This is a genomic window from Prevotella sp. TF12-30 (genome assembly GCF_003436715.1).
In the GTDB taxonomy this organism is placed as follows: Bacteria; Bacteroidota; Bacteroidia; order Bacteroidales; family Bacteroidaceae; genus Prevotella; species Prevotella copri_A.
In genome coordinates, this window is sequence record NZ_QSQJ01000026.1 from 24138 (window position 1) to 50581 (window position 26444).

The following is a 26444-nucleotide window of genomic DNA, read 5'->3' on the forward strand; positions in this document are numbered from 1 at the left end:
AGCTTTGTATATTGCCCGGTATTTAAAGTTAAAGATTAAAAAAAATGTACGATTTCGATAAGATCATAGACCGTTCGGGCAGCGACGACCTGAAGCATGGCGCCCTGCTGCCCCGTTGGGGACGAGATGATCTGCTGCCACTCTGGGTAGCCGATATGGATTTCGAGACCCCATCTTTCATTACAGATGCCCTCAAGGCAAGATTGGAACACTCTCTTTTCGGCTACACCATGGAGCCGGAAGATTATCTGCCCAGCATCATCGACTGGGTGCATGACCACCACCAGTGGGATGTGAAGCGAGAGTGGATCCGCTTCATTCCAGGTATTGTAAAAGGTATCGGACTCGTGGTGAATGTCTTCACCCATCCTGACGAGAAAGTCATCATCCAGCCCCCCGTTTATCACCCATTCCGTCTCACTCCTGAGGGCAACGGCAGAGAGGTGGTCTTCAATCCGCTGAAGATGAAGGAGGATGGATATTACGAGATGGATTTCGAAAACCTGGAGAAAATCTATGATGAGAAGTGCAAGATCCTGATTCTCTGCAATCCTCATAATCCGGGCGGTATTACCTGGAGCAAGGAAACCCTGCAGCGACTTGCCGACTTCTGCTACGAACATCATCTGCTCGTTATCAGCGATGAGATTCATGCGGACATGGCTCTGTTCGGACACAAGCACATTCCATTTGCTTCGGTTTCCGACAAGGCGCGCAACATCAGCATCACCTTCCAGGCTCCTTCCAAGACCTTCAACATTGCTGGAATCGTAAGCAGCTACGCCATCGTTCCAAACGAAGAAATCCGCAGGAAATTCTATCCTTGGCTGAGTGCCAACGAACTGGATGAGCCAACCCTCTTCGCTCCTATCGCCACCATCGCCGCTTTCCGCAAGGGTGAGGAATGGAGAAAGAAGATGCTTGCCTACATAGAAGACAACATCCGATTCGTAGAGGATTACTGCCGCGAGCACATTCCAGGCATTCGTCCGTTGCGTCCACAGGCTTCCTTCCTGGTCTGGCTCAACTGCCGAGACCTGCATCTCTCCCACGATGCGCTTCTCGATTTATTCATCGACAAGGCACACCTGGCGCTGAATGATGGTGAAATGTTCGGTCCTGGCGGCGAAGGCTTCATGCGACTGAATGTTGCAACTCCTAGAAGCATTCTCAAGCAGGCTTTGCAACAGCTGGAAAAGGCTGTAGCCCAACTCTAGACCAGCCAAGAGAAGCTTTTGCCCTTACAGGGCGACAAGTTTAAATCCATTACAAAACCCAGGGCGAGTGCCCTGGGCTATGAGCTTCTGCCCTTTCAGGGCGTATGGGGCTTACCGACGAAAGTTCTATCAATCAATATAAAAAGATATAATGATTTAATGGTGAGAGGAAGACCTTTATTCCTCCTCCATTAAATCACGTACCAGTTTGATTTCGTAATAATCAATGCCGGTTCCCAATGCTTCCTTGATTTCGCTGAAATGCTCCATCTCGGGATGAGCCTCCATGAATTCACGGATTTTCTTTTCGTGGGCACTAGAAATCAACGCACGCAATCCCACCTTTCCTTCCTTTACGTATGAGGTAAGATGACCGATGATGGTGCCTTTGGTAAAACCACGTTCTGCAGCAATCTGATCCACAGTCATACCCTGCTGGTAAAGATTGAAACTCACCTCCTTGGTTGGAATCTTCGGTTCCTTCGGCTCATTCGATTTCTTCTGCTTTCTGGCTTTTCTACCAGAGCCATAACCGGCACTTGAAGACGCGCCCTCGCCCATTTCATCCAGAAGCATGAACTGCGCCTTCTTCTTCAGATAATCAGTCACCGTAAACACAGCGCTGCGCTCGTATTTCAAAAGACGTTCCTTCAACTTCACATCCTCAGAAAAGACAGAGAAGCGGTCCTGGAACTGTTTCTTTGCTACCTTATTATCCGTATCTAGATTCGACTTTCTGATCAAATCGCTCAGAATACCTATCTTATCAAAGAAATACTCAGCACCCTTGTGAATACGCTCCTGCAGTTCTGCCTGAAGGATATCAGGATTCTGGGAAAGCATGCGGGTATATTGCAGACGGAACTTATCAGAAACACCTATCAGACTCTTCAGCACCACCTGCAACTTCTGATACTCGCTCACCACACGAGGATATTTGCTGTTGAAGAATTCTACCAGACAGCGCATCAGATGCTCGTAACTTCCGCTAATAGCATAGAAATCAAAAAGTTCGCCGATGCAGTGAAGCACGTATTGCTGCTCCAGATAGCTGATCTGCTCCTGGGTAGGCGCAGCAAGTTGACTGTTGAAAGCATCCACCGTCTGACTGCTGATGATGGCTCCACGAGACAAAGGCTGACTGAGCACCATTCCCTCCAAAGTCTTGCAGCGGCTCAAAGCCACGTAGGTCTGACCATGGGTAAAGGAATGGGAAGCATCGATGATGGCGTGTTCGAAGGTAAGGCCCTGACTCTTGTGGATGGTAATCGCCCAAGCCAGGCGCAAAGGATACTGTCGGAATTTTCCCTCTACCGTCTCCTCTATCTCCTTGGTCTCCTCATTGATCGTATATTTCGCATTCACCCACTCCATCTTCTCCAGCTCAAACTCCTCATCAGAATCCTTGCTGCGCACGATGATCTTATCTCCTTCCTCATCGGGTTTCACACCGATCACCTCACCAATCATACCATTATAGAAGCGGTGCTGCGGGTCGTTCTTGATAAACATCACCTGTGCTCCGGGCTTCAGAGTAAGCATGGAATCAGCCGGATAAGATGATTCCGGGAAGTTATCCTCCACCTCTGCCGTATAGGAAAAAGCCCTGGATGGCAAAGCGGCAAGCTGCTGCTCATTGATCTGCTGGGCTGGCGCATTATGAGTGGTCAGGCGGATGAAGTTACTGTTCTTCGGCGGTTCGAAATTAGGGATAAAACGCTGGTTCAATGCCTGCAAGGTAGCATCCGAAGCCCTGTTCTCCCTGATCTGGTTGAGCAGGGAGATAAACTGCTCGTCCTGCTGGCGATAAACCTTCTTGAGCTCTACGGTAAGATAGCCTACCTGCTTCAGCGCATTGCTGCTGAAGAAGAAAGGAGTATCGTAATGCTCTTTCAGAAGCTGTTCCTCCTGTGCCGTAACCACTGGTGCCAACTGCTGCAGATCGCCTATCATCAGGAGCTGCACACCGCCAAAAGGCAGGTCGTGGCGCTTGCGGTACTGGCGAAGCACCGAGTCGATGGCGTCGAGCAAATCGCTGCGTACCATACTGATTTCATCGATGACCAGCAGGTCGATGCTTCGGATGATGTTTCGCTTGAGTTTGCTGAACTGATAGCGTTTCTGTTCGCCGCTTCCGAAGGTTGTACCCGGAATGTAAGGCGAAAAAGGAAGCTGGAAGAACGAATGAATGGTCATTCCTCCTGCGTTGATGGCGGCAATACCTGTTGGGGCAAGCACCACCATTCGTTTAGGCGACTTCTCCTTGAGCTGTTTCAAGAAGGTTGTTTTACCTGTGCCTGCCTTGCCCGTAAGGAAGAGGTTAGCGCTGGTCTTTTCTATGATGTTCCATGCCAGGATGGATTCTTCGTTCATTTCCATTAGCTTCGTTTTTAGATTTCTTCCACGATCTCGTTCATTTCCTTGCGCTTCTTCTCGGTATGAGGACAATCCTCAGCAATATGACCGAGAGGGATAATCACTACAGCCTCGAAACCTTCGCGAGGGAAAAACTGCAGCATCTTGTCTGTATCATAATTGCAGACCCAGCAGGTGCCCAGACCTCTTTCGGTGGCAGCCAGACAGAGGTGCTCGGCAGCTATTGCCACGTCAATATCTCCATAAGGCTTCTCATCGTATCTGCGAACCCAGTTCTCATTCACGTTCTTCATTCCCACAATATACATTGGGGCTGTCTTGAACCACTCACGGTCGTAGCACTCCTGGAGTTTCTCCTTGGCCTCATCCGAACGGACGATGAGCCAAAGCCAAGGCTGTCTGTTCACTGCCGATGGAGCCAGTCGCACACACTCCATGATGTAATCCATATCCTCCTGACTTACTGCCTCGGAGGTAAACTTGCGAGCCGAGAAACGCTCCTGGCTCAATGCCAACATATTTTTCATACCATTTCGTTTTAAACTTTTTAATCCTTTTAATCCTTCTATAAACACATTCTATTTTTCTTTTCAGAAATCGAAAGCATTCACCTTTTTAAAAAGCAAAATTACAAAAAATCCCCGAAAAGCCCAAGCCTTTCGGGGATTTTCTTTCTAATCATCCTATGATTTTCCTGAATTTATTTACCCTTAAGGGAAAATATATTTAGCCTTAAGGGAAAATATTTCGAACCTTAAGGGAAATTATCCTAGATAAAGACTAGCGTTTCGAATATTTTTTGTAGTTTTGCAACACGAAAGGATTTGTAAGATAAGAAAATGATAGGATTAGCCGACTGCAATAACTTCTACTGTTCGTGCGAACGAGTGTTTCGCCCCGACCTGATAGGAAAGCCCGTGGTTGTTTTGAGCAACAACGACGGGTGCGTCATTGCACGCTCTGAAGAAGCCAAGGCGCTGGGCTATAAGATGGGCGATCCGTTCTATCAGGTAAAGGAAAAACTGGAGGCTGAAGGCGTGGCTATCTTCTCCAGCAACTATACACTCTATGGCTCACTCTCCAACAGGGTAATGTCGATGCTCTCGCACTACTCACCACACATCGACCAGTACTCCATAGACGAATGCTTTTTCGATGTGGAAAACCTTTCTTCCGTCACAGATGGTTCCCTCCTCCAACAATACGGCACCAGGATTTCTGCCGATGTGCTCCAAGCCGTGGGAATCCCTATCTCCATCGGAATCGCAGAAACGAAAACCCTGGCGAAAATCGGTTCCAAATTCGCCAAGAAATACAAGGGCTATCAGGGCTGCTGTCTCATTGATACGGATGAACGGAGACACAAGGCTTTATCGCTGTTCCCGATAGAAGATGTATGGGGAATCGGAAGACAGATTGCCCGAAAACTCGACTATATGGGAATCCGGACTGCAGCCCAGTTTGCTGATAAAAAAGAGAGTTGGGTGCGCAGTCATTTCAACATCCCCACGATGAGAACGTGGAAGGAACTGAATGGCGAAAGCTGCATCAGCATCGAGGAACTGCCGCAGAAGAAGAGTATCTGCACCAGCCGGAGCTTTGCCGGTGAAGGCATCAGCGATAAGAATGTGATAGAAGAAGCCGTGGCTAATTTCGCCGTGCGTTGCGCCGAAAAGCTGCGACATCAGGGCAGCGTGTGCCAGGGAATCACGGTGTTTGCCTGGACATCCAGGTTCAATGAGAACGTGCCGGAATACACCATCCACGATTCCCTTACCCTGCCCATCGCCACCAATGCTCAGGAAGAAATAGTAGGTGCTGCCCTCAGCATTCTCCGGGCCAAATACCCAAAACCGCTGGCAGACAGCAGAGCTGACCGCCCCGACATGTCGTTTCACTTCAAGAAGGCAGGTGTCATTCTGTGGCAAATCTCACCCGACAATCCTCGCCAGCAAGACCTCTTCGATCCTATCGACCGAAGCAAGCAAAAAGCACTGATGGAAGCCATCGATGCCATCAACCGAAAGAACGGACACGGCACCATCCGTCAAGCCGTACAGGGAACCGGTTGCCGATTCGACTTGAAACGGGAATATATGTCGAAGCGGTTTACCACGGATATTCATGAGATTCTGAAAGTGAAAACCCAATGAGATTCAGAATGATCCTCTTTCTAAAAATGGGCTCCATAAACTAAGAAAATAAATAAGAAAACAAGATGAATAAGAATAACGATAACAAGATAAGACTGACATTTCATCCTGCGGAATTCGGAGCCAAGATGCCGATTCCGCTGGCAGAGCAAAGCGTAAAGGCAGGCTTCCCTTCGCCGGCACAAGACTATATGGAGGGAGAGATAGACCTCAACGATATTCTGGTTCGCCATCGTGAGGCCACCTTCTATGTACGTGTTTCAGGCGACAGCATGCAGGATGCAGGCATTCTCGACGGCGACTTAGCCATTGTAGATAGGCAGATTGAACCCTCCAACGGCAACTTCGTCATCGCCTTCGTGGATGGCGAATTCACCATCAAGCAATTCAAGATGGATGAGAGCGGTGCCTTCGGATGGCTTATCCCATGGAACAAAAACTTCTCCCCAATCCGGGTAGATGAGACCAACCGATTCATGATTTGGGGCGTAGTTACCTATGTGATTCATCAAATTGCAGAATGAATCATCTGATTGTAGAATAACTCTTAAAAATAAAAAACTCGGGATGCTTCGAAAAAGGAAACATCCCGAGTTTTTTATATTCTTCTTAATTTATGTCTTACTAATGTCTTTTATACTTCCTGCTTCTTATAACCCACAAGTCCATACCAGAGGATGACGAACTCGCAGAAGAGAGGAACGAGCCAGGTGAACTGCCATGAACCGATATAATCAGCAAGCAATCCCTGAAGCACAGGGAAGACGGCACCACCGAAAACTCCCATCATAAACACACCCGAAGCCTTGGAAGTATATTCCTTCAAGCCATCCACTGCCAAGGTGAAGATGCAACTCCACATGACACTATGGAACAATCCCACAGCAGCCATCAGCCAGAGATTTTCGGTAAGCATGGAAATGGCCATCAATACGATTGCCGCCACGCTAACGGTGATGAGCATTGGACGAGGCGCCACGTTCTTCAAACCAGCAGAAACCATTCTACCAATCATGAATCCTCCCCAATAAAGTGTGGCAAGAAGAGCTGGAGAAAGATCGTAACCATGTCCCATCAAATCCATCGCATGAAGATTCATATTGTTGCCGATTCCCACCTCGGTTCCCACATAGAAGAAGATGGTGATCACACCATATTTCAAATGACGGAACGACCAGATGCTGCGTTTCTTCGCATTTCCGGAATCATCAGAAGGAGTTGTCTTTACTTCAGATTCCACATCTTGAGTTTCCTCTCTCGTACCCTCAATGTCTGGAAGATTCGCCTTGGAAGTGCTCCATGTTGTAAAGGCAATGATGAGCATCATCACCAGAAAAGGAATGGTGAGCTGATCGGCAGAAACACTATCCAGGGAAACACCGGCAAACATCACACCCGTTACGAAGAAAGGAGCAATGGTAGTACCGAATGAATTCACCGCACAAGTGAAGTTCATACGCTGCACCGGTTGAGTGCCCGGCAAAGGATAGGCAGCTATGTATGGATTGATAACCACCTGAAGCATTGCCGCAGACGTACCCATCAGATAGGAACCGAAAAGGAAAATGAAATATCCGAATGGTACGAAATCCTGAGAAATATGTATACCTGCCCCACCCCAATATTCAGCAATCAGCGCCGAAGCAAGATAGAAGGCAAGTCCCAGCACCATGACCAGCATCGAACGGATGAGCGTCTTCTTATAGCCCACCTTGTTGAGCAAGCGTCCCGTCTTCGCACTATTAAGCAGATAGCCCAGGAAGAAGGCGAAGGAGATAAGCGTAGCCAGGGAGTTCTTGGTAGTGGTAACCTCCGAGAGGAAGGCTATCTTCAAGGGGCCCTGACACTGACCATTGACGGTAGTAAGGAAGCCCACTATAAAATAGATGAATGTCAGGAGCAGGAAGGGTCCTGCACTCCTGAGTGTTATCGATTGTTTCATAAATTACAAGATTTCTTCTTCCAAAACCTTCATGGCACCCTTTGCCTTGATGTCTTCCACCATCTTCAGGTAAAGCTCTACAAAATGAGAAGCTGCCTTGAGATCGGTGCTTGTAAAGGCTGAAATGCCAAGAAATTCGAGCGCATCATCGCTGTCGATGGCTTTATGGTCATCAACGGTAAGCCATGGATCAGCCACTTCGAATGCATCACCATTGTCATCTACCTGATACTTCAGATAATGACGGTAAGCAGCAAAGAGGTAAGCCACACGCTTGAACTCCACATCCTGACGCTTGCCAGAAGCATCATCAGCAATCATCTTCTCCAGGTTCGGCATCACATAAACAGGGAACTTGCTGGCACCATCGAAGCAGAGACGAGCCACCTGGTCGCTGACCATGCGGTTGCCAAAACGCTCTACCAGGCACTGCTTGTATGCCTCCAGATCCGTATCCTGTGGAGCTGGCACGTAAGGCGTAATGTCTTCGTCCATGAAGGCACGTACAAACTTACGGATTCTCTCATCGTGCATAGCTGCATCTACCTTGCGGTAACCGCCGAGGAAAGATGGATAAGAGAGCAATGTATGAGAAGCATTCAAGAGAGAAAGCTTCATATTCTCGAAGGCAGTCACATCGTCAGTCATCTGAGCACCCACGGTTTCCCATGCTGGGCGACCGGCCGCAAAGTTATCCTCTACTACCCACTGGATGAAGTCCTCGCAATAAACAGGAGCCTCATCGCAGGTTCCGTTCTGAGCATTCAATCGCTCGATGTCGGCAGGACGGGTAGCAGGAGTAATACGGTCAACCATAGAGTTAGGGAAGGTAACGTTCTCCTCCATCCAGGCAGCGAGTTCCTTGTCCTGAGCTCCCACGAAAGTCATGAAAGCCTTGCGGGCTGTATTGCCATTATGCTGCAGATTATCGCAGGAAAGGATGGTGACAGGACCATTGCCTGCAGCCTTGCGGCGACGCAATCCCTCGGCTACATATCCGAAGGCTGTAACCGGCTTGGCAGGATTCTCGATATCGTGAGCCACCTGCGCATTGTCGAGCATGAATTCGCCACTCTGACGAGAGATGTTGTATCCGCCCTCGGTGATAGTGAGGGTGATGATCTTAATATCCTTAGACGCAATCTTGTTCAGAATCTGCTCCTGCTCCTCAATTCCCCAATAGAGTTCAACGAGCGCACCCAACTGATAAACCTGGATGCTGTCGTCGCGTCCACATACGGTAAGGGTGTATTCGCCGTCCTGCTTCTTCAGGGCGTGGTAGAGGCGCTCATCACCCGGGAGAATCATTGCTCCACAGATACCCCAGTTCTGCTGGGTATTGTTCTCGAGGAGCTTATTGGTCATAAACTCCAGGTGAGCACGATGGAAGTTACCTACTCCGAAGTGCAGGATGCCTGCCTTTACCAAACTGCGGTTATAAGCATAACCTTTCACTACCTGAGTTGCATTTGCTGCGTTTGCATTTACTAAATTTGCCATAATTCTTGTATTGTTAGCTGTTATTATTTAATTATTTACTCTTTCCGAGAGCAAGCTGCCTAGATGTGTCTCTTCAGCAAGCCTGTCTCTCGTTTTCGATGGCAAAGATAGTTCGTTTTTTCGAGATAAAAAGATATTTTTTTCGAAAAAACCTTGCAAACGTTCCCGCAAACGTTCCCAATTTCTGCAAACGTTTTAAATACTATTCTCCTGTAGATTCCCTACATCGCATCGTGGTCTTCAGCACCACCTGCCTGTCCTCCATCTCCGGATTGTTGATTTTCTCCATCACCAGTTCTGCCGCCTTTCTGCCCATCTCCTCCAGCGGAGGCTCCATAGTAGTAATCTGCGGAGAGACGATGGTAGATAGTTCCGTGCCCGAAAAACCAGCCACGAAGATCTCTTCCGGTACTCGTTTGCCCAAGGCACGGAGCCGATTCTGCGCACCTATCGCCAAAGTATCAGTAAAGGCGAAGACGGCATCAAATTCCACCTTATTATATATAAGGCGGTCGATGGCATCGGCTCCATCCTGGAAGGTCATTCCCGTCTTCACGATCAGCGAAGGATCGAAGAGATGGAATTTCTCCATCGCCTCACGATAACCCAAGCCTCGCTGATAGGCATTGTAAATATCGTCGGGTCCCTGCAGATAAACGATGCGCTTCCTGCCCAGGCGAATCAGATGCTCCACCATGAAATAAGAATCTACATTATCATCCACCACAACCTGCGGCATCTTCAATCCATACGGAATGCGGTCGTAGAAGACAATCGCCATACCGTCTGCCGCCAACTGCTGATACATTTCGATGTTCTTGCGATAGCTGCAGAGGCTCACAATCAGTCCATCCACCATAAACTGCTCCATCATCTTCAGGTTCTCCAGTTCACGCTCCGGTTTCTCATCGCTCTCGGCAATCATCACCTTCTGGTTCTTCTTGTAGAGCACTTCCTGTATTCCGTTAATCACCTGCGAAGCATAAGGGGTGTGCATCTCCGGCACGATGACACCAATGGTGTTCGTACGCCCCATCTTCAGGTTCATCGCCACCGGATTGCGCTTGTAGCCGAGTCGCTTTGCCTCTTCCACCACCATCTCGCGCGTCTCCTTGCGAATGTTCTTGTCATCCGTCAACGCTCTGGAAACAGTGGAGACCGAGATGCAGAGCGAACGGGCTATATCCTTGATAGTTATATGTTTCATTGTTATGTTTTTATAAGATAAACGTTCGAATATTGAAGTTGTCGATGCAAAAATACAACATTTCCTTCAAAACCAAAAACTTTTCTTGGAAAAAGACAAGAACAACTACCAAAATGCTATCTGCATATTACATTTTGCAACATCATTTGCAAGAATAAAAAATGAGAACGATTGCAACCGGTTTCTATCCCTTTTTTCTACTCATCTTCCTTTGCCACCTCATTAAAAAGTTGTACCTTTGCAGTCGAATTTTCAGCGAAGACTAGGCTATATGCCTTCTAAGAATAGAATTTTCAGCAAATATATGTATTTAGTAATTCCAAACAAACAGCAGTAGTTATGAGTATTAATATCAAGAGAAATCAGTTGAAGAGAGTCGTAATTGTAGGTGGCGGACTCGGTGGTCTTCGCTTGGCAGAAGACCTCAGCAAGGCAAACCTTCAGGTAGTGTTGATTGATAAGAATAACTTCCATCAGTTCCCTCCGCTTATCTATCAGATTGCCTCAGCAGGTATCGACCCAAGTTCCATCTCCTTCCCGTTCCGCCAGATTTTCCGCAAGCGCAAGAACTTCTACTTCCGCATGGCAGAAGCGAGAGCCGTATTCCCAGACAAGAAGATTCTGCAGACTTCCATCGGTAAGATTGAGTACGATTACCTGGTGTTCGCAGCAGGAACCACCACCAATTTCTATGGCAATGCCAACATCGAGAAATGGGCGATTCCGATGAAGACCGTTTCTGAGGCAATGGGATTGCGCAACGCCGTGCTCAGTAACCTGGAGCGTGCATTGACCTGTGCCACGGAAGCAGAGCGACAGGAACTGCTGAACGTAGTGATTGTAGGCGGTGGTGCTACAGGTGTGGAGATAGCCGGAGCCCTCTCTGAAATGAAGCGCTACGTGATTCCTTATGATTATCCTGATATGGACTCATCTCTAATGCACATCTATCTCCTGGAAGCGGGCGACAGACTGCTCGCCGGAATGTCACAGGACTCTTCTAAGAAAGCATACGAATTCCTTACCAGCATGGGTGTGGATGTACAGTTTGGCAAAATGGTAACCGACTACAAGGACCACAAGGTTCTGATGAAGGATGGTCAGGAGATTCCTACCCGCACCTTCCTCTGGGTATCAGGTGTAAAGGCACAGCCTATCACGGGTATCGATGGCGACCATCTGGGTCGTGGGTTCCGAATCGTAGTAGATGAATTCAACCGCATCCCTGGCATGGACGGTCTCTTTGCCATCGGCGACCAGTGTATCCAGACCGCCGACCCAGCTTATCCTGGCGGTCATCCACAGTTGGCTCAGGTAGCCATCCAGCAGGCTGCGCTTCTGGCAAAGAATATCCAGAAGATAGCAGAGGGAGCCACAGATTCCCAGCTCAAGCCTTTCCGCTACAAGAACCTGGGTTCTATGGCTACCATCGGAAGAAACAAGGCAGTGGTAGAACTTGGCAAGTTCCACAGCCAGGGCTTCTTTGCCTGGGTATTGTGGCTGGTAGTTCACCTCCGCTCTATCCTTGGCGTAAAGAACAAGGTAATGGTAATGCTCAACTGGCTCTGGAAGTACGTGAGCTACAACGATTCTATCCGAATGATTACCTACGCCACCAAGCCTAAGGAGGTGCGCGACCGCTTGAAGCGTGAACAGACCACTCACCTCGGCACCGACTTGCTGGAGAATGAAGAAGAGGAAGAGGAAGCTTAAGATAACGAGATAGATCAAGTTTAAATGCTTAAGATAACGAGATAGAAAACGGGTGTATCATTCAATTATATAGATGATACACCCGTTTCTTTTATGCAGATTCCAGAAGTCGATACCTTTATTAAGTAGATTCCCTTATCACGGTTTCACCTCTCAATGCAATTTCCTCTATCCTTCTATAACCATCGGCAATATGCTCCAGCAGCAGTCGGCAACTTTCCTGCGCCATTTTCTCAATAGGCTGCTCCACTACCGTCAACTGAGGATGAACCAAGGTAGCCAAGGCTGTGCCCGACATGCAGCAAAGCGCCACATCCTCCGGAATACGCAAGCCACGCTTCTGGATAGCACTCTTTGCTCCCAACACAGCAGTCTCCGTAAAGCCAAAGACCGCATCAAAGGGCACATTCTTCTCCAGGAACCGCTCCATCACCCAACTACCCTCTTCAGCCGACAAAGCTGGCGACAAGATATCCTGCGCCTGATACTCTATATGAAACTTTTCCAGCGCATCCCGATAGCCCCTCAATCGTTCATAGCTGTTTCGGATATAAGCAGGTCCCGGGATATGAATAATATGCTTATAGCCCTTGCGCAACAAAGCCTCCACCATGAAAAACGACATGATGTAATCGTCCATGTGCACCTGTGAAGCCTTTACCTTCTCCACCGTTCTATCGAAAAACACAATGGGAATGCCCCTTTCTATCACCTTATTATATAGGTCCACATTATGCTCCTTATCGCATGCACTCATCAGGATACCATCCACACGCAGCTGCTCCATCATCAGAATGTTCTCTCTCTCCTGCTCAGGATTCTCGTTAGAGATGGCAATCATCACCTTATACCCCTGCTTGCGCAAGATGGCTTGAGCATCATTGATAAAGGTCATATAGAACGTTGTTACGATTTCGGGGATGATGATGCCGATGTTGTGAGTGCTCTGCTGGCGAAAGTTCACAGCCAGTTCGTTGCGATGATAGCCCATCCGTCCTGCTGTCTCCAATATCTTCTTCAAGGTTTCCGCCTTCACATTACCCGTATCTCCCGACAGGGCACGCGAAACTGTGGACTTGGAAAATCCCAACTCCCTTGCAATATCCATGATGGTTACATATTTTGCCATATTTCTTTTTCGTTTCTTGATGAATGTGCTTGCAAAGATACTTATTTTCTACGAAAGCCACAACAAAAAACAGAGAAATCTTTTTGGGAACGGTTGCGGAAAATGGGAACGGTTGCGGGAACGGTTGCAAAAAAACTATCGATTTTTTTCTTGTTTTTCCTGCGAAAACGTTCTATCTTTGCAGCGTGAAAAGGAAAAAACGATTTCTCAAATCGCTCTATTCCTTCACAAAAAAAAGAATAAACAACATTAAGTATCACAATCAAACCTAAGAAAAAGAATATGGAACAAGATTCTAAATTTCAAGCAAACAGTTCGCAAGATGACAATATGCAAGCGAATGTTTCACAAATGAGCAACTCGCAAAAGAACAATTCACAGGGAAAGGTTCCCTTCATCAGCAAACTCGCCTATGGAATGGGCGATGTAGGCTGCAACTTCAGTTGGATGTTCGTGGGCAACTTCCTCATGATTTTCTACACCGATGTATTCGGAATCAGCATGAGTGCCGTAGCAACCCTGATGCTTGTTTCCCGATTCTGGGATGCCATCAACGACCCAATCATCGGCACACTTACCGACAAGACCCACACCCGATGGGGACGATTCCGCCCATGGCTGCTCTTCGGAGCTCCTATCACGGCACTGGTACTGATACTCACTTTCTGGGCACATCCGGAATGGAGCCAGACCGCCAAGATTATCTATATGGCAGTAACCTACTGCATCCTGGTGCTGGGATATACCTGCGTGAACCTGCCTTACGGCACACTCTGCGGAGCCATGACGCAAGACATCGATGAGAGAGCCAAGCTCAACACCAGCCGTTCGGTGAGCGCCATGATGGCCATCGGAGTAATCAACATCGTAACCGTTCCGCTCATCAGCTGGTTTGGCGCAGGCGATACCAAATATGGTTATCTGGCTGTGGCTGTACTCTACGGCATCATCTTCGCCGCCTGCCATCTGTTCTGCTTTCACAAGACCAAGGAAGTGGTAGAAGTTCCTGTAGGACAGAAACTCCCTTTAAAGGTGCAGCTTCGCTCCGTGATGAAGAACAAGCCCTATCTGCTCGCCCTTTTAGGACAGTTGCTCTTCGGTTTCATCCATTACGGACGCAATGCCGACATGCTCTACTATTTCACTTATGTAGAAGGTTCGGCAACGCTCTTCTCCTACTATTCCATGGCCATCATCGTGCCAAGCATCATAGGTGCCGCCTGCTTCCCTCTGGTATTCAGAAAAACGGGCAACAAGGGCTTCACGGCAGCCATCTTCGCTTTCCTCACCGGTATTACGATGATAGGTCTGTACTTCTTCAGCCCTAACGGCAGTGCCATCATGTTCTATCTGTTCTCAGCCTTGTCGTGGTTCTTCTTCTCAGGCTTCAATACAGCCATCTATGCCATCATCCCCGACTGTGTGGAGTATGGCGAGTGGAAGACGGGCATCAGAAACGACGGATTCCAATACGCCTTCATCTCGCTGGGCAACAAGATAGGAATGGCACTCGGCACATCGCTTCTCGCCATTGCCCTGGGCAGTGCAGGATATGTAAGCAACGCTGTGCAGAATCCAGAAGTATTGAGCATCATGCACCACGCCTTCAGCACCATTCCGGGAGTCTTGTGGATTATCACCGCAGGATGCCTCTGCTTCTACAAGCTCAACAAGAAGCAATACAAGCAGATTATGGCCGATCTGGAGAATAAGAAGAAATAAATAAAAAAGAAGAAATAAAAAAACGGGATCTTTTATCCCACCAACTATAACAATAACAATTTCAAAACATTATAATTATGAGACAGGCAATATTGGTAGAACCAAAGCATATCGAATTCAAGGAAGTAGCAGAACCAAAGGCAGCAGACTTAACTGCTCATCAGGTTCTCGTCAACATCAAGCGCATCGGCATCTGCGGTAGCGAGATTCACTCTTACCACGGTCTTCACCCAGCCACATTCTACCCAGTGGTTCAGGGACATGAGTACTCAGGAGTGGTTATGGCTGTAGGCAGCGAAGTTACCGTCTGCAAGCCTGGCGACCATATCACCGCTCGCCCACAGTTGGTTTGCGGCAAGTGCAACCCTTGCAAGCGCGGACAGTATAATGTTTGTGAGCACCTGCGTGTTCAGGCTTTCCAGGCAGATGGTGCTGCACAGGATTTCTTTGTTGTAGATGACGACCGCGTGGCTAAGTTGCCAGAAGGCATGAGCCTCGACTATGGTGCCATGATTGAGCCTTCAGCCGTTGGTGCCCATGCCAGCAACCGCACCGACGTGAAGGGTAAGAATGTAGTAGTGAGCGGTGCAGGAACCATCGGCAACCTCATAGCCCAGTTCTGCATTGCCCGTGGCGCCAAGAATGTACTCATTACCGATGTAAGCGACCTCCGCCTGGCTAAGGCTCGCGAGTGCGGCATCAAGCATACCCTCAACATCACCAAGAAGACCTTGAAGGAGGCAGCCCAGGAACTCTTCGGTGAGGAAGGCTATCAGGTAGGTTTCGAAGTAGCTGGTGTAGAAGTTTCCATCCGTTCGCTGATGGAGACCATCGAGAAAGGTAGCGACATCGTTGTGGTGGCAGTCTTTGCCAAGGACCCAGCCCTCAGCATGTTCTATCTCGGCGAACATGAATTGAGACTCATCGGTTCAATGATGTATCGCCACGAGGATTATCTCACAGCCATCGATTACGTAAGCAAGGGCATCGTCAACCTCAAGCCACTCGTAAGTAACCGCTTCGCCTTCGAGGAATACGATGACGCCTATAAGTTTATCGATGCTCATCGCGAAACCAGCATGAAGGTTCTCATCGATTTCGAGCAGAAACCTGGAGAGAAGAAGTAAAGGATTGAAGAGAAGAAACATACTGCAAACGATTGCAGAAATTGGAAACGATTGCGGGAACGTTTGCAGAAAGTTTAGATGATTTTTCTTTGCAAAGGTAGCTGAAAAATGCTACCTTTGCAACAGAAATCAAGTAACATCTCTAACATTCTTAAAGTAAAAATGACAATGGAAAAGAAACAATCAGTGATAGGTATCGGTGAGGCACTCTTCGATGTGCTTCCAGAAGGAAAGAAGCTAGGTGGCGCTCCAGCCAACTTTGCTTACCACGTTTCACAGTTCGGACTCGAGAGCTGTGCGGTCAGCGCAATGGGCGATGATGAGCTGGGCAAGGAACTGGAGAAGGAACTCAACGATCACCATCTCAACTATCAGATAGACAAGGTAGCCTACCCTACAGGCACCGTCCAGGTTTCGCTCGATGCCAACGGCATTCCTTGCTACGACATCAAGGAGGGAGCAGCCTGGGACAACATCCCCTACACGCCAGCCCTGGAAGAATTGGCTAAGAATTGCACCGCTGCCTGCTTCGGTTCGCTGGCACAGCGCAACGAGGTTTCTCGCAACACCATCTATCGCTTCCTCGACCACATGCCTAAGGGAGAAGGAATCCTCAAAATCTTCGACATCAATCTCCGTCAGGGATTCTATAATAAGGATATTATCACCGAGAGCATCAAGAGATGTAACATCCTCAAGATCAACGATGAGGAACTGATCACCGTAAGCCGCATCTTCGGCTATCCGGGCATCGACTTGGAGAATAAATGCTGGCTCCTCTTGGGCAAGTACAATCTGAAGATGCTCATTCTTACCTGCGGTGTAAACGGCAGCTATGTGTTCACCCCTGGCGAAGTTTCGTTTATAGAGACTCCGAAGGTGGAAGTGGCTGATACGGTGGGTGCAGGCGATTCATTCACAGGTGCATTCGTGGCAAGCATCCTGAAGGGCAAGAGCGTAAGAGAGGCACATGAATTGGCAGTAAAGGTTTCGGCATTCGTCTGTACACAGAATGGAGCCATGCCTGTTTTGCCTGATGAATTTACCAAGCAAAGCCACATTTGCCCAAAGATATTTGCGAAAAAGCAGTACAAATATAAAGCTGCACGTTTTATTATTTTTGATTTTTAGTGAAGGTTTATAAGGTTCAAAAAGTTATTAGTTTATTTTAGTAAGTTTTAGTTAGGTTCAAAAAGTTTATTTTGTAGTAAAACCATGAAAAGAATTGTAGTTATTGTTTTGATGATGGCAGCTTGCCTGGGAAACGCCCAGGCACAGCTCCATCTGAAAGCCAACGTGCAGAACAATCATCTGTGGCGTGGCATGGAAGTTTCCGACGGCATCGTCCTCCTCACCGACCTGAGCTATACGATGGCCAACGACCACATTACCGTGGGACTTTGGGGTGGCTGCAACTCGGAAGGCTCCTACAAGGAGTTTAACCATTATCTGAATCTGAAGGCTGGCGGTTGGGGATTCGCCCTGTGGGACACCTACAACTTCTCCCCTGGTGCCACCTATAATAATAAGGAATACTGGAACTACTCAGCCCATACCACCGGCCGATTTCTCGATGCTACATTAAGCTACCGGTTTCAGGACGAGAAGTTTCCACTGCTCCTGAGCTGGTCAACGGTAGTCTTCGGACGCGACCGCAACAGCGATAATACGAAGCAGAAATATTCCACCTTCGCCTATGCGGAATACCCTATCTACCAGAAGGATGGCTGGAAGGTTGATGCAGGAGTAGGTGGAGCCTTCGCCCTTAACAGAGCTGGCGAGGATGCTCACTTCTTCGGAACCACGGCAGGCATCGTTCACGTATCGCTGCAAGCCTCCCACGACCTCAAGCTCGGCAACTACACCATTCCGGTTTACGCCAAGGGCATGTGGAATCCGCAGAGCAACCAGAGTTATTTCCAGATTGGAGCAGAAATCATCCGCTTCTAAATCTTCAAAAAAAATACAGAAATTTTTATCATAACAATCATCTAAACACAAGTTCATTATGAAGATTAAAGATTTTACAACAGGCGTGCAGCACATCGGCATTCCTACCAACGACATCAACAAGACCATTGAGTTTTATCATGCCCTGGGCTTCGAGACAGCCCTCCGCACAGTAAACGGCACCGAGGAAGTAGCCTTCCTCCAGCTCCACAATCTCATCATCGAGACCTATCAGAACCATCAGGCTAAGATGGAATATGGAGCCATCGATCACATCGCCATCGATGTAAAGAACATAGACAATCTCTTCCTAGTTGTAAAGGAAGCCGGAATCTTCAAGATGCTGGATCAGCAGGTAAATGGTCTTCCATTCTGGGAGAACGGTGTAAAGTTCTTCACCATCGAGGGTCCAAACAAGGAGAAAATCGAGTTCTGCGAGAAACTCTAACCCGCAGCCGGCTTTTAGATAAAAACAGATTAGCATAGCAATATAAAGAGAAAGAAAGAGAGAGATAAAAATGACGAAAGTCCAGCTTGGAGCCTTTTTATAAGAGAGGCATCCGAGTTGGACTTTCTATTTTTTCATTTTCCTCAGGAGGAACATGATGTGTTTTTCCCTGATACTCCAGGGATATTAATGATGCTCAGGCACAATGGCGAGATACACCAGATCATGGTCGGTGAGGTTCTCCATATAATGAGCATGGTTCATCGGGCAGTAATGCACCTGTCCCTGGCGAACCTCCTCCACGGTATCATCATAATGGAAAGTAGCAGTGCCGCTTACCACATAGATAATCTCGCAGTTGCCCTCATGAGTATGAAGACCAGTTGATGCACCCGGACGCAAGGTAGAATACATAATCTTCACCTTGTCATCCACATAATTACGAGTATCGAGTTTACCCTGTCCACCCTTGAAGCCCTCCAAGTGAGCCTCAGCAATCTTTTCGAAATCTATTACCATCTTTATAATGTTTATTGTTAATGTTTAATGTCTATTGTCTGTTGTTTACTTTTCCTTCGCAAAATACTTCCAGAGCGGAGCAGCCATCAGGCTCTGCCAGATTTCACTCTTCTCCAGCATTTCCATCACTTCATCCCTGGAGAAGAGGCGAACCTCGATATCCTCAGCCTGGTCAAGATGCTGAACATCCATGCGCTCCACATCCGTAGCCAGATAGCAATGGGTAAGATTGGTATGCGTGCTCGGATTAGCCGAAATCGTCATCCACTTCTGCCAGTTTCCGCCTCCGAATCCCGTCTCTTCCATCAGTTCTCGCTTGGCAGCATCCATCGGGTCCTCGCCCTTCTCTATAACTCCGGCACAGAGCTCATTCACCGTCTTCCCTATCGCATAGCGATACTGACGTACGAATACGAACATTCCGTCCTTCGTAATGGCGATGGTATTTACCCAATCAGGATATTCCAGCACGTAATATTCATCAATGATGGCACCCGTAGGCAATTCCACCTTATCCACTCGTGCCGTGAGCCAAGGCTTCTCTATCAGATACTTCTGCGAGAGCGTCTTCCATTTCATATCTTTATCAGCCATTTTCTTACTTCATTTAAAATCAGACTTTTCTTTCTCTTAATTGATAGTGCAAAAGTACGAAAAAAGATTGAAAGGATAGAAATATTTCTATAAAAAAGACAGTTTTTCAATTATTTTTATTACTTTTGCAGAAATAGTATATCTAAACTGATAATAGAAAGAATTGAAAAGTAAAGACATCATGGCAGAACATCTTATTATAAAAGGAGAAACGAAGGAGGAACTTTACGCTACCCTCCTCCCTCAGCTTAAGTCGCTCATAGAGGGCGAAAACGACATCATCGCCAATATGGCGAATATTTCAGCGTGCATCATGGACACCTTCCGCTTTTGGTGGGTAGGCTTCTACAGGGTCATCGATGGAACCCTTGTACTGGGTCCTTTCCAGGGACCGCTGGCCTGCACCCGCATCAAACGGGGCAAGGGTGTTTGCGGAACGGCTTGGGATAAAGCGGAGACCATCGTGGTAGAAGATGTAGAGAAATTTCCAGGTCACATCGCCTGCAGCAGCGCCTCCCGTTCAGAGATTGTCGTACCCGTTATCCGAAACGATGAGGTGATCGCCGTACTGGATATTGACAGTGAACACCTCAATACCTTTGATGACATTGACAAGGAATGGCTGGAGAAAGTGGCAGAATTATTTGCCGCCAAAGCGCCATCCCAAGCCTAGCATCAGATTGTTAGGAGTCTTAAAATCCACCAGACTGTAGCCGATGTGCAGCATGGCACGTCGGCTCACATGAATCTTCAGGGCAAGCACCTCATATACTCCCTTGAAGTCGTTGCGATTGCCAAGCAAATAGGTTCCCGCACCGAAGTTGATGCTGAAATAAGGCATGGCAAACTCGCCACGAGCCGAAAGCCCCAGACCAGCCTGGGTACTAAACTTATGATTCACATCCTCGCCCCAAGGATCATTCTCCCTGCTAGCCGAACGGTCGTACACACCATCAAGCGAAGCACCCAAACTCAGCCACGGGTTCAACCGGTACATCGGGTTGACATTGAAGCCCATCACGGCATACTTGCCATCCAGCAGATAGCTCGACACACCATCATGTGCTATTCCCTGCTTCCATGCACCATACAATACCACATCCGTGTAAAGTCCACGCCTATCCGGCAGCTTCTCCCGCTCTACCTTCGGCACAGCCAATGGTTGTCGGTTGATGTAATAAGCCAGTCCCAATCTTATGCCACCTGTGTTAAGTCCCATGTTAGGATAAGTGGTGTTGCCATTAGAGAAATGAGTCAGCGAGATACCGGCATTCAGGTCGAGATATTTCGAGAGCATCCACTTCATATACAAATCAACATCAATATATGCCGTTGCCTTTGAGCCAATCACCTTGTTTTCAGGATTGTTCTGCTCGTCGTAGGCATTCCATCCGAACGCCATTCCCAGATTCCACTCATAGTTGAGCGACACCCTGCGGGATAGGTTCACAATCGGTGCCCCCTGAAACAGATACACGGATATCGGATTTGCCAGCCACTGGTTAAACTCATGTCTAGCCAAGCCTACACCCTGATACGCCCCCTGATAGATGGAGCCAGGTCTCACCTCCTCCTTATTCATGAAGGCATATTTCAACGTAAAAGTCATGTCGTGATTCATCGTCCGGGCCTCATCATTTCCTCCACGCAGAAACTCGTTAGTATGAAATATGGTAGATGGCACCGCATCCAGTGCGATGCGGTGTATAGTCTTGCAGCTATCCTCCTGCGAGGAGGCCGGCAACGCCATGGCAGCAAACATCGATATAATCAATAAATTATGTTTCATCATTCTTTCCAACACTCCACTATTAATCATTAAGAATGTTTCTCTCTCCAAACCTCCTCTGCTAAATATTTTTCGCTTCGACAATGCAGGTCGGCAACCCCCTCCTCCATCAATTGTATCGTTTCTGAATTATAAAACATATCCATCGCATCATCTAATGATACGTTATACATCTCACTAATTTCAGATATAATTCTAGCGAACTTTGCCTCCAGTATAGCATGCCAACCTTCATCATGCAAGATTATATTGTTTGTCATAATCTTATACTTTCTTTAAATACTAAACAATTATCTAATAATTTCTGAGAACGAACACATAGTTGATTATTAGGAATTTCGAAGAAGAGTCGACGCAAAGCTTCTTCCTTTGTTATATCTCCAGCAAAAAACAAGTCAACAGTACGAAACACCTTATCATTAGCAATACCACCAAGAACAACGTCATAATTACCAACAACATTTCCTTTTCGGCATGCAACAACAAAATCCAACCATTCCTCATCATATTTTTCAAACTCTTTCAGAGCATATGAAGAGTTCACAAGCTGTTCGTCCAATTCATAAACATTGAGCCAAGCTTCTTTTCCTCTGCGAAGGAAGCGTTGAGCATACTTAATCGCTTGCTCTCGCAAAGTCGTAATATAAAAGCCCTGACCAAAATCCAAGAACTTACGTGAGTGAAAAACATCAGGATGCTCTACCCTCACCATTGAAGCATGATAAACTCTCATGGGGCTAGCACTCCTTTCTCTTTCATGAAATCAACAAGATCTTCCATCAGATACTCCTTGCTAAAAGTATGGAGCACATCATAGCTTGGGATAATATAATCAGTAAGTATACCAGAAGTCTTTAGACGCTGATATACATCACGAGCATTCAATCCCAATCTGCGAGATAAGTTGCCTATGCAATATGTTACAAAATCAATATTATCACTATTCATAACTTCAGCTTTTTTACAAGGCTACTGCCACCCTCCTTACCTTAGCCAATCTAGCCATAAAAGTAGTATCACTTTTTGTAAATTGCAAATTATATCTCATCTGCATTTTCAACAAAGGCTCAGCATTCACTCCAAGTGCAGCCTCAAAGAGTAGAACTGTTTTTTCCGTCACAGGGCGACGTGCATTCAGAATTTCGTTCAGAGCAGAATAGGCAATACCCATTTCCTCAGCCAACTGTCGCTGAGAAATTCCACGATATTCTATCTCATCCTTCAGAACATCTCCAGGATGCGTAGGAAAAGCCGGAGTCATATCGTTTGCCCGCATTTCCTTTATTGTTTTTTTATCGTTGCTCATAACTACATTATTTATAATAGTTTGATGTTGCAAAGATAATATATAAATTCGATATTCACAAATTTTGTGAAGGAAACTTTTGCTAAACAACTATAATTGTGATTATCTATGTTAAAAATCATAAGAATTGATTACTTCCCGACTTGCAACTTAGCCCTTTTCATGAAATATGTCACAATATCTATTTTGCAAGTCTTTGTTTTCAAGATATTTAAGTTTGGTGACCTTCATCTGATGACCCCCACCAACTTTTCGATTCTACCAAGCATAAACTGGAAGAAACGGTGAAGGCTACTGATAAGCCTCCACCGTTTGTCACTTTATTTCTTTGCTCTAACGAATATATAACATTACCTAGTTTTATAAAACCCAAAGCAGCTACAACAAGACATTAAATCTCACAGGCTCCTCGCCTGTACGTAATTTGTAGGCTTCATAAAGCATCTTCTGCATCTTATCAACATAAGTTTTTTCTGCGAAAAAGTCTCATAGTCTCATTTTTGCCCTCAAAATACCAGTTATCTTTCTGATGATTAACAACTTAACATCAATGACACTTCTTGAAAAATGCGGGAAGAAGTATCATCAATGTATCATAGAAGTATCATCATATTATGGTCGTACAACTAAAAGGTGTATAGTTGTACGACTATAAAGCTACGATTGTACAACTATAGGGTGTATAGTCGTACGACTAAACAGGTTATAACCGTACAACTAAAGGGGTTATAGTTGTACGATAACAAGGGGTTGCCACTAAGCTCGACAGAGGTGCTGACTGCAGTCAGCAGACCTGCTGACTAGGCTCGGCAGAGGTGCTGAGCCTAGTTGCAACAGTTGGGAAGATACTTGCCTGCACCCGAGAAGATACTTACTTCAACCCAAAAGGATGCTTACTTGAACCCCAAAAGATACTTACTTGAACCCCAAAAGATACTTACTTGAACCCCAAAAGCCGTTTACTTCAACTTCCTATCATCATTTCTTCTTTCTCAAACGATAGATTGTAACAGGACCTTCCTTGGTAGCATACATTCTGGCTGCCGGTTCCTCACAGAGATCATTCAATACCTTATTGGCATGATAGCGGGTGACACCGAATTTGCGAATTATATCCTTCACCGTGATATATCCCTGCTGCTGGCAAATCTCCACAATGTCGGCAAACTCCTGATCCACCTCCTTCGGAGCAAATTTCACATTCCAATACTGGCGGCTGCAACCGTTAGAACGACGTTTCAATCTTTCCAGGAATTCCTTCGTGGGCTGAATTTCCAAACCGCAGACAGCTACTTCGTTGGCAGGAATCAGGTCGCCCTCATGATAGGTCTTCTTCCATTCATTTCCCTCCTTATCCTTATGCTTCACCACGCCCAGTTTAGGCTTGACGATAAACATATCACCTACCCTCACCTCGTTGCCGTCAGCCAAGGCATAAAGCGTTTCATCCTCCAGCGTTTCCAATGCAGAGATAAAGGAGGAAACATTCATCGCACAATGATCGCGAACACGTTTCTCCATCTTCTCCTGGTCAACGATATCCCGCTTCACAAACATCGGATGTATCTGATACTTACCGCTTTCGTCCTTGAAGGGCGTGCGATGCTCCAAATAATTGATTGAACCTGTTGCTCTTGCCATATTCTTAGTTTTTTGATTCTTTAAAAGATTATGCGCAAAAATACTGATTATTAGCGAGATATGCAATTATTTTGTGTTAACTTTGCTAAAAGAGTGATATTATCAAATAGCAGAATATACAATGAAGAACTTTAATTATTAGATACTCAGTAATACGCTTTTTTATGAGTTACGAAGATTCTCAATGATTTTCAAAGGTAGCAGAGTTGCCTTAGCAACCTGTTCTGCAGAAAGTCCCATAGCCAGCAAACGTTGGGCTGTTTCTGTATTAGCTTCTATTTTACCTTCTCTTTTCGCAGTATCAATGGAATTCTTGATGTCACGATATGCCATCTTACTTGCTTCATACTCCCTCATTTCCTGCGGGGTAAACTTGGCGATCTCGGCTTCCTCAAAGAGACGGTCGAAAATCTTATCGCACAGCTCTTTCGGACGCTGGGTAAGCTTATAGAGGTTCTTCAGCGCATAAAGCCATTTGTCATATAGCGTTTCCAATTCTTCCAGGGTCTTGTCGAACTTGGCAATCTCTACATAGATAAACTCCAGCTTATCATAGAATACCTTGTGGGTAGCTGTATCGCACAACTGTACATGATGGCGAATTTTCTCCTTATCGAAGGCATCCTCGTTCATGTTGAAGTTGAGCAGGGCAACAGTATAGACATGATTGAGCTTGAAATCCCAGTCACTACCCTTGGGAGCCTGTTCACGAATAGGGAAAGTCGAGTAGAAGAGTGAGCGGTCCTTGAAATATGTTTGATAGGCATTCTGCATTTCTACGATGAATTTCTCGCCGTTTTCTCCTTCACAATACACGTCGAAGATGGCCTTTCGGTCGGTATAGACATCTCCCACGTGCTCAGGATTCAGATACGACACATCCTTCACAACCTGTCTGCCATTAAACAGGCTGTTGAGGAAGCAAATGAGCAAATCCTTGTTCATTGCCGTTCCAAAAATTCGCTTGAAGCCGAAATCGGTCAGCAGGCTGATGTATCTTTCCTCAATCTGTTTCATAAAATTGTCTCCTTATCATTTATCACTTGTTTGTTCCGAGATATTCGGTTTTCTTCTAAGTCTGCTGCAAAGATAAGGTTTTTATTCTTATTGAGCAAGAAAATCGTGGGATTTTTTCTTGAATTCAGCACTTCTGCTCCTCATACAGATATCAGGCTACTTCCAGAAAATCGGGAGAGCGGGATATCTTGACCACCACTGCACGGTGACGCACAAACTGCATACGGATGCGAACAATGCTCTCCATATTCATGTAAATAATATTCAAAGAAGAGAGAATCAGGCGGAAACGCCCGAAAAATGGGGAAAAAAGAGATGGAGAATTTTCCCTTAAGGGTTTTTATTTTTTTCCTTAAGGGAAAATATATTTTTCCTTAAGGAAAAAGAAAGTTTCTCTTAAGAGATTTTTCCACCAAATTTAACTTGTAAAGTTATTTATTACTAACAATGCTATACCCCCCCACTCCATAAACTCATCTCTCGCAGCATATCCCTTGGAACGGCTGTGAGGACAGTAGAGGTGCAAAAACAAATCCCTGCCATAGGAAGCCTTTCCTACAGCAGGGATTTTTCTATTGGAAATCATCAAGAATGACTTAACTGTCAATTCTTAACTACTAACTATCAATTCTTAACTATTAACTATCAACTATTTATACTCTCCCCAAGCCTTGATGTCGATATCCTCCAGCTTGGTGGTGCAGAATGCATAAATAAACGCACTCGCCAGACGGCTGTTGGTAATCAATGGCACGTTCAGATCGATGGCTGCACGACGAATCTTGTAACCATTGCTCAACTCGCTGCTGGTCAAGTTCTTTGGAATATTCACTACCATATCAATCTCGTGGTTGTGGAGCATCTCCAAAGCCTTAGGCGCACCGCCTTCTGCCTCCTCTGATGGCCAGAGTACACGGGTGTTCTCAATGCCGTTCTCGGTGAGGAACTTGCTACTACCACCAGTTGCATACAGCTTGTAACCATGCTTAACCAGCATCTGGGCAGCATCGAGCAAATCTACCTTCTGCTTGGCAGAACCAGTAGAAAGCAGGATGTTCTTGGCTGGAATGCGATGACCCACAGAAAGCATACTC

Annotated in this window: 25 protein-coding genes and 1 pseudogene; 10 read left to right on the forward strand and 16 right to left on the reverse strand. The window is 46.5% G+C overall.

What is annotated here, in order from left to right:
• Positions 1-44 precede the first annotated feature (44 nt).
• The gene (locus DXD25_RS10480; protein WP_117663455.1) at positions 45-1217 is read left to right on the forward strand and encodes a MalY/PatB family protein; all 1173 of its coding nucleotides are present in this window, start codon (positions 45-47) and stop codon (positions 1215-1217) included.
• Between the two features lie 177 nt (positions 1218-1394).
• On the opposite strand, the gene DXD25_RS10485 is transcribed toward DXD25_RS10480, so the two are convergent.
• Both DXD25_RS10485 and DXD25_RS10490 read right to left on the reverse strand, forming a co-directional pair.
• Positions 1395-3596 (reverse strand): helix-turn-helix domain-containing protein, encoded by a 2202-nt coding sequence (locus tag DXD25_RS10485; protein ID WP_117663456.1) that lies wholly within the window; start codon positions 3594-3596, stop codon positions 1395-1397.
• An 11-nt stretch (positions 3597-3607) separates the two neighbouring features.
• The gene (locus tag DXD25_RS10490; protein WP_117663457.1) at positions 3608-4120 is read right to left on the reverse strand and encodes a nitroreductase family protein; all 513 of its coding nucleotides are present in this window, start codon (positions 4118-4120) and stop codon (positions 3608-3610) included.
• 312 nt (positions 4121-4432) lie between these two features.
• On the opposite strand from DXD25_RS10490, the gene DXD25_RS10495 reads away from it, so the two are divergent.
• Positions 4433-5746, forward strand: coding sequence for a Y-family DNA polymerase (locus DXD25_RS10495; protein ID WP_117663458.1), 1314 nt, complete (start codon positions 4433-4435; stop codon positions 5744-5746).
• A 65-nt stretch (positions 5747-5811) separates the two neighbouring features.
• The gene (locus DXD25_RS10500) at positions 5812-6270 is read left to right on the forward strand and encodes a LexA family transcriptional regulator (RefSeq protein WP_176425564.1); all 459 of its coding nucleotides are present in this window, start codon (positions 5812-5814) and stop codon (positions 6268-6270) included.
• A gap of 110 nt (positions 6271-6380) precedes the next feature.
• Here the strand turns inward: DXD25_RS10500 and DXD25_RS10505 are convergent, their stop codons facing one another.
• The 3 genes from DXD25_RS10505 to DXD25_RS10515 form a co-directional block, all read right to left on the reverse strand.
• Entirely contained in the window at positions 6381-7688 is a 1308-nt protein-coding gene (locus DXD25_RS10505; RefSeq protein WP_117663459.1) for an MFS transporter, read from the reverse strand.
• A gap of 3 nt (positions 7689-7691) precedes the next feature.
• A complete protein-coding gene (locus DXD25_RS10510) occupies positions 7692-9143 on the reverse strand; it encodes a mannitol dehydrogenase family protein (protein WP_187360470.1) in 1452 nt (483 codons plus the stop codon).
• A 247-nt stretch (positions 9144-9390) separates the two neighbouring features.
• Entirely contained in the window at positions 9391-10395 is a 1005-nt protein-coding gene (locus DXD25_RS10515; RefSeq protein WP_117663461.1) for a LacI family DNA-binding transcriptional regulator, read from the reverse strand.
• Between the two features lie 339 nt (positions 10396-10734).
• Between DXD25_RS10515 and DXD25_RS10520 the strand changes: the two genes are divergently transcribed.
• The gene (locus DXD25_RS10520) at positions 10735-12108 is read left to right on the forward strand and encodes an NAD(P)/FAD-dependent oxidoreductase (RefSeq protein ID WP_117663462.1); all 1374 of its coding nucleotides are present in this window, start codon (positions 10735-10737) and stop codon (positions 12106-12108) included.
• A 121-nt stretch (positions 12109-12229) separates the two neighbouring features.
• Here the strand turns inward: DXD25_RS10520 and DXD25_RS10525 are convergent, their stop codons facing one another.
• Entirely contained in the window at positions 12230-13237 is a 1008-nt protein-coding gene (locus DXD25_RS10525; RefSeq protein ID WP_117663463.1) for a LacI family DNA-binding transcriptional regulator, read from the reverse strand.
• 282 nt (positions 13238-13519) lie between these two features.
• Here DXD25_RS10525 and DXD25_RS10535 point away from each other — a divergent pair, with 282 nt between their 5' ends.
• The 5 genes from DXD25_RS10535 to DXD25_RS10555 all read left to right on the forward strand — a co-directional run bounded on the left by DXD25_RS10535 (position 13520) and on the right by DXD25_RS10555 (position 18484).
• Positions 13520-14959 carry an MFS transporter gene (locus DXD25_RS10535; RefSeq protein WP_233522273.1) on the forward strand — a complete coding sequence of 480 codons (1440 nt, stop codon included), beginning with the start codon at positions 13520-13522 and terminating at the stop codon, positions 14957-14959.
• Positions 14960-15036: 77 nt separating this feature from the next.
• Positions 15037-16086: a zinc-binding dehydrogenase gene (locus DXD25_RS10540; protein WP_117663466.1), complete on the forward strand. Its 1050-nt coding sequence runs from the start codon at positions 15037-15039 to the stop codon at positions 16084-16086.
• A gap of 168 nt (positions 16087-16254) precedes the next feature.
• Complete coding sequence (locus DXD25_RS10545) at positions 16255-17217, forward strand: carbohydrate kinase (RefSeq protein WP_117663467.1); 963 nt, start codon at positions 16255-16257, stop codon at positions 17215-17217.
• An 84-nt stretch (positions 17218-17301) separates the two neighbouring features.
• Positions 17302-18036 carry a hypothetical protein gene (locus DXD25_RS10550; RefSeq protein ID WP_117663468.1) on the forward strand — a complete coding sequence of 245 codons (735 nt, stop codon included), beginning with the start codon at positions 17302-17304 and terminating at the stop codon, positions 18034-18036.
• Positions 18037-18094: 58 nt separating this feature from the next.
• On the forward strand, positions 18095-18484 hold the full coding sequence (locus DXD25_RS10555; protein ID WP_117663469.1) for a VOC family protein: 390 nt from the start codon (positions 18095-18097) through the stop codon (positions 18482-18484).
• A 186-nt stretch (positions 18485-18670) separates the two neighbouring features.
• On the opposite strand, the gene DXD25_RS10560 is transcribed toward DXD25_RS10555, so the two are convergent.
• The gene (locus tag DXD25_RS10560) at positions 18671-19003 is read right to left on the reverse strand and encodes a cupin domain-containing protein (protein ID WP_022122055.1); all 333 of its coding nucleotides are present in this window, start codon (positions 19001-19003) and stop codon (positions 18671-18673) included.
• 45 nt (positions 19004-19048) lie between these two features.
• Positions 19049-19597, reverse strand: coding sequence for an NUDIX hydrolase (locus tag DXD25_RS10565; protein ID WP_117663470.1), 549 nt, complete (start codon positions 19595-19597; stop codon positions 19049-19051).
• A gap of 181 nt (positions 19598-19778) precedes the next feature.
• On the opposite strand from DXD25_RS10565, the gene DXD25_RS10570 reads away from it, so the two are divergent.
• A complete protein-coding gene (locus DXD25_RS10570; RefSeq protein WP_117663471.1) occupies positions 19779-20270 on the forward strand; it encodes a GAF domain-containing protein in 492 nt (163 codons plus the stop codon).
• Here the strand turns inward: DXD25_RS10570 and DXD25_RS10575 are convergent.
• The 8 genes and pseudogenes from DXD25_RS10575 to DXD25_RS10625 all read right to left on the reverse strand — a co-directional run.
• Complete coding sequence (locus DXD25_RS10575) at positions 20238-21386, reverse strand: acyloxyacyl hydrolase (RefSeq protein WP_233522275.1); 1149 nt, start codon at positions 21384-21386, stop codon at positions 20238-20240. The two genes, DXD25_RS10570 and DXD25_RS10575, sit on opposite strands and share 33 nt — an antisense overlap.
• 29 nt (positions 21387-21415) lie before the next feature.
• Entirely contained in the window at positions 21416-21646 is a 231-nt protein-coding gene (locus tag DXD25_RS10580; protein ID WP_117663473.1) for a DUF3791 domain-containing protein, read from the reverse strand.
• Positions 21643-22119 carry a DUF3990 domain-containing protein gene (locus DXD25_RS10585; RefSeq protein ID WP_117663474.1) on the reverse strand — a complete coding sequence of 159 codons (477 nt, stop codon included), beginning with the start codon at positions 22117-22119 and terminating at the stop codon, positions 21643-21645. The genes DXD25_RS10580 and DXD25_RS10585 overlap by 4 nt, the downstream gene beginning before the upstream one ends.
• Positions 22116-22334, reverse strand: coding sequence for a DUF3791 domain-containing protein (locus DXD25_RS10590; protein ID WP_117663475.1), 219 nt, complete (start codon positions 22332-22334; stop codon positions 22116-22118). Before DXD25_RS10590 ends, DXD25_RS10585 begins: the two co-directional genes overlap by 4 nt.
• A gap of 13 nt (positions 22335-22347) precedes the next feature.
• The gene (locus DXD25_RS10595; RefSeq protein WP_233522277.1) at positions 22348-22662 is read right to left on the reverse strand and encodes a HigA family addiction module antitoxin; all 315 of its coding nucleotides are present in this window, start codon (positions 22660-22662) and stop codon (positions 22348-22350) included.
• A 1008-nt stretch (positions 22663-23670) separates the two neighbouring features.
• Complete coding sequence (locus DXD25_RS10610; RefSeq protein WP_117663478.1) at positions 23671-24333, reverse strand: hypothetical protein; 663 nt, start codon at positions 24331-24333, stop codon at positions 23671-23673.
• Between the two features lie 162 nt (positions 24334-24495).
• Positions 24496-25350, reverse strand: coding sequence for an Rpn family recombination-promoting nuclease/putative transposase (locus DXD25_RS10615; protein ID WP_117663479.1), 855 nt, complete (start codon positions 25348-25350; stop codon positions 24496-24498).
• Between the two features lie 649 nt (positions 25351-25999).
• Positions 26000-26444: pseudogene (locus DXD25_RS10625) on the reverse strand (carbamoyl phosphate synthase large subunit); the annotation flags it as partial.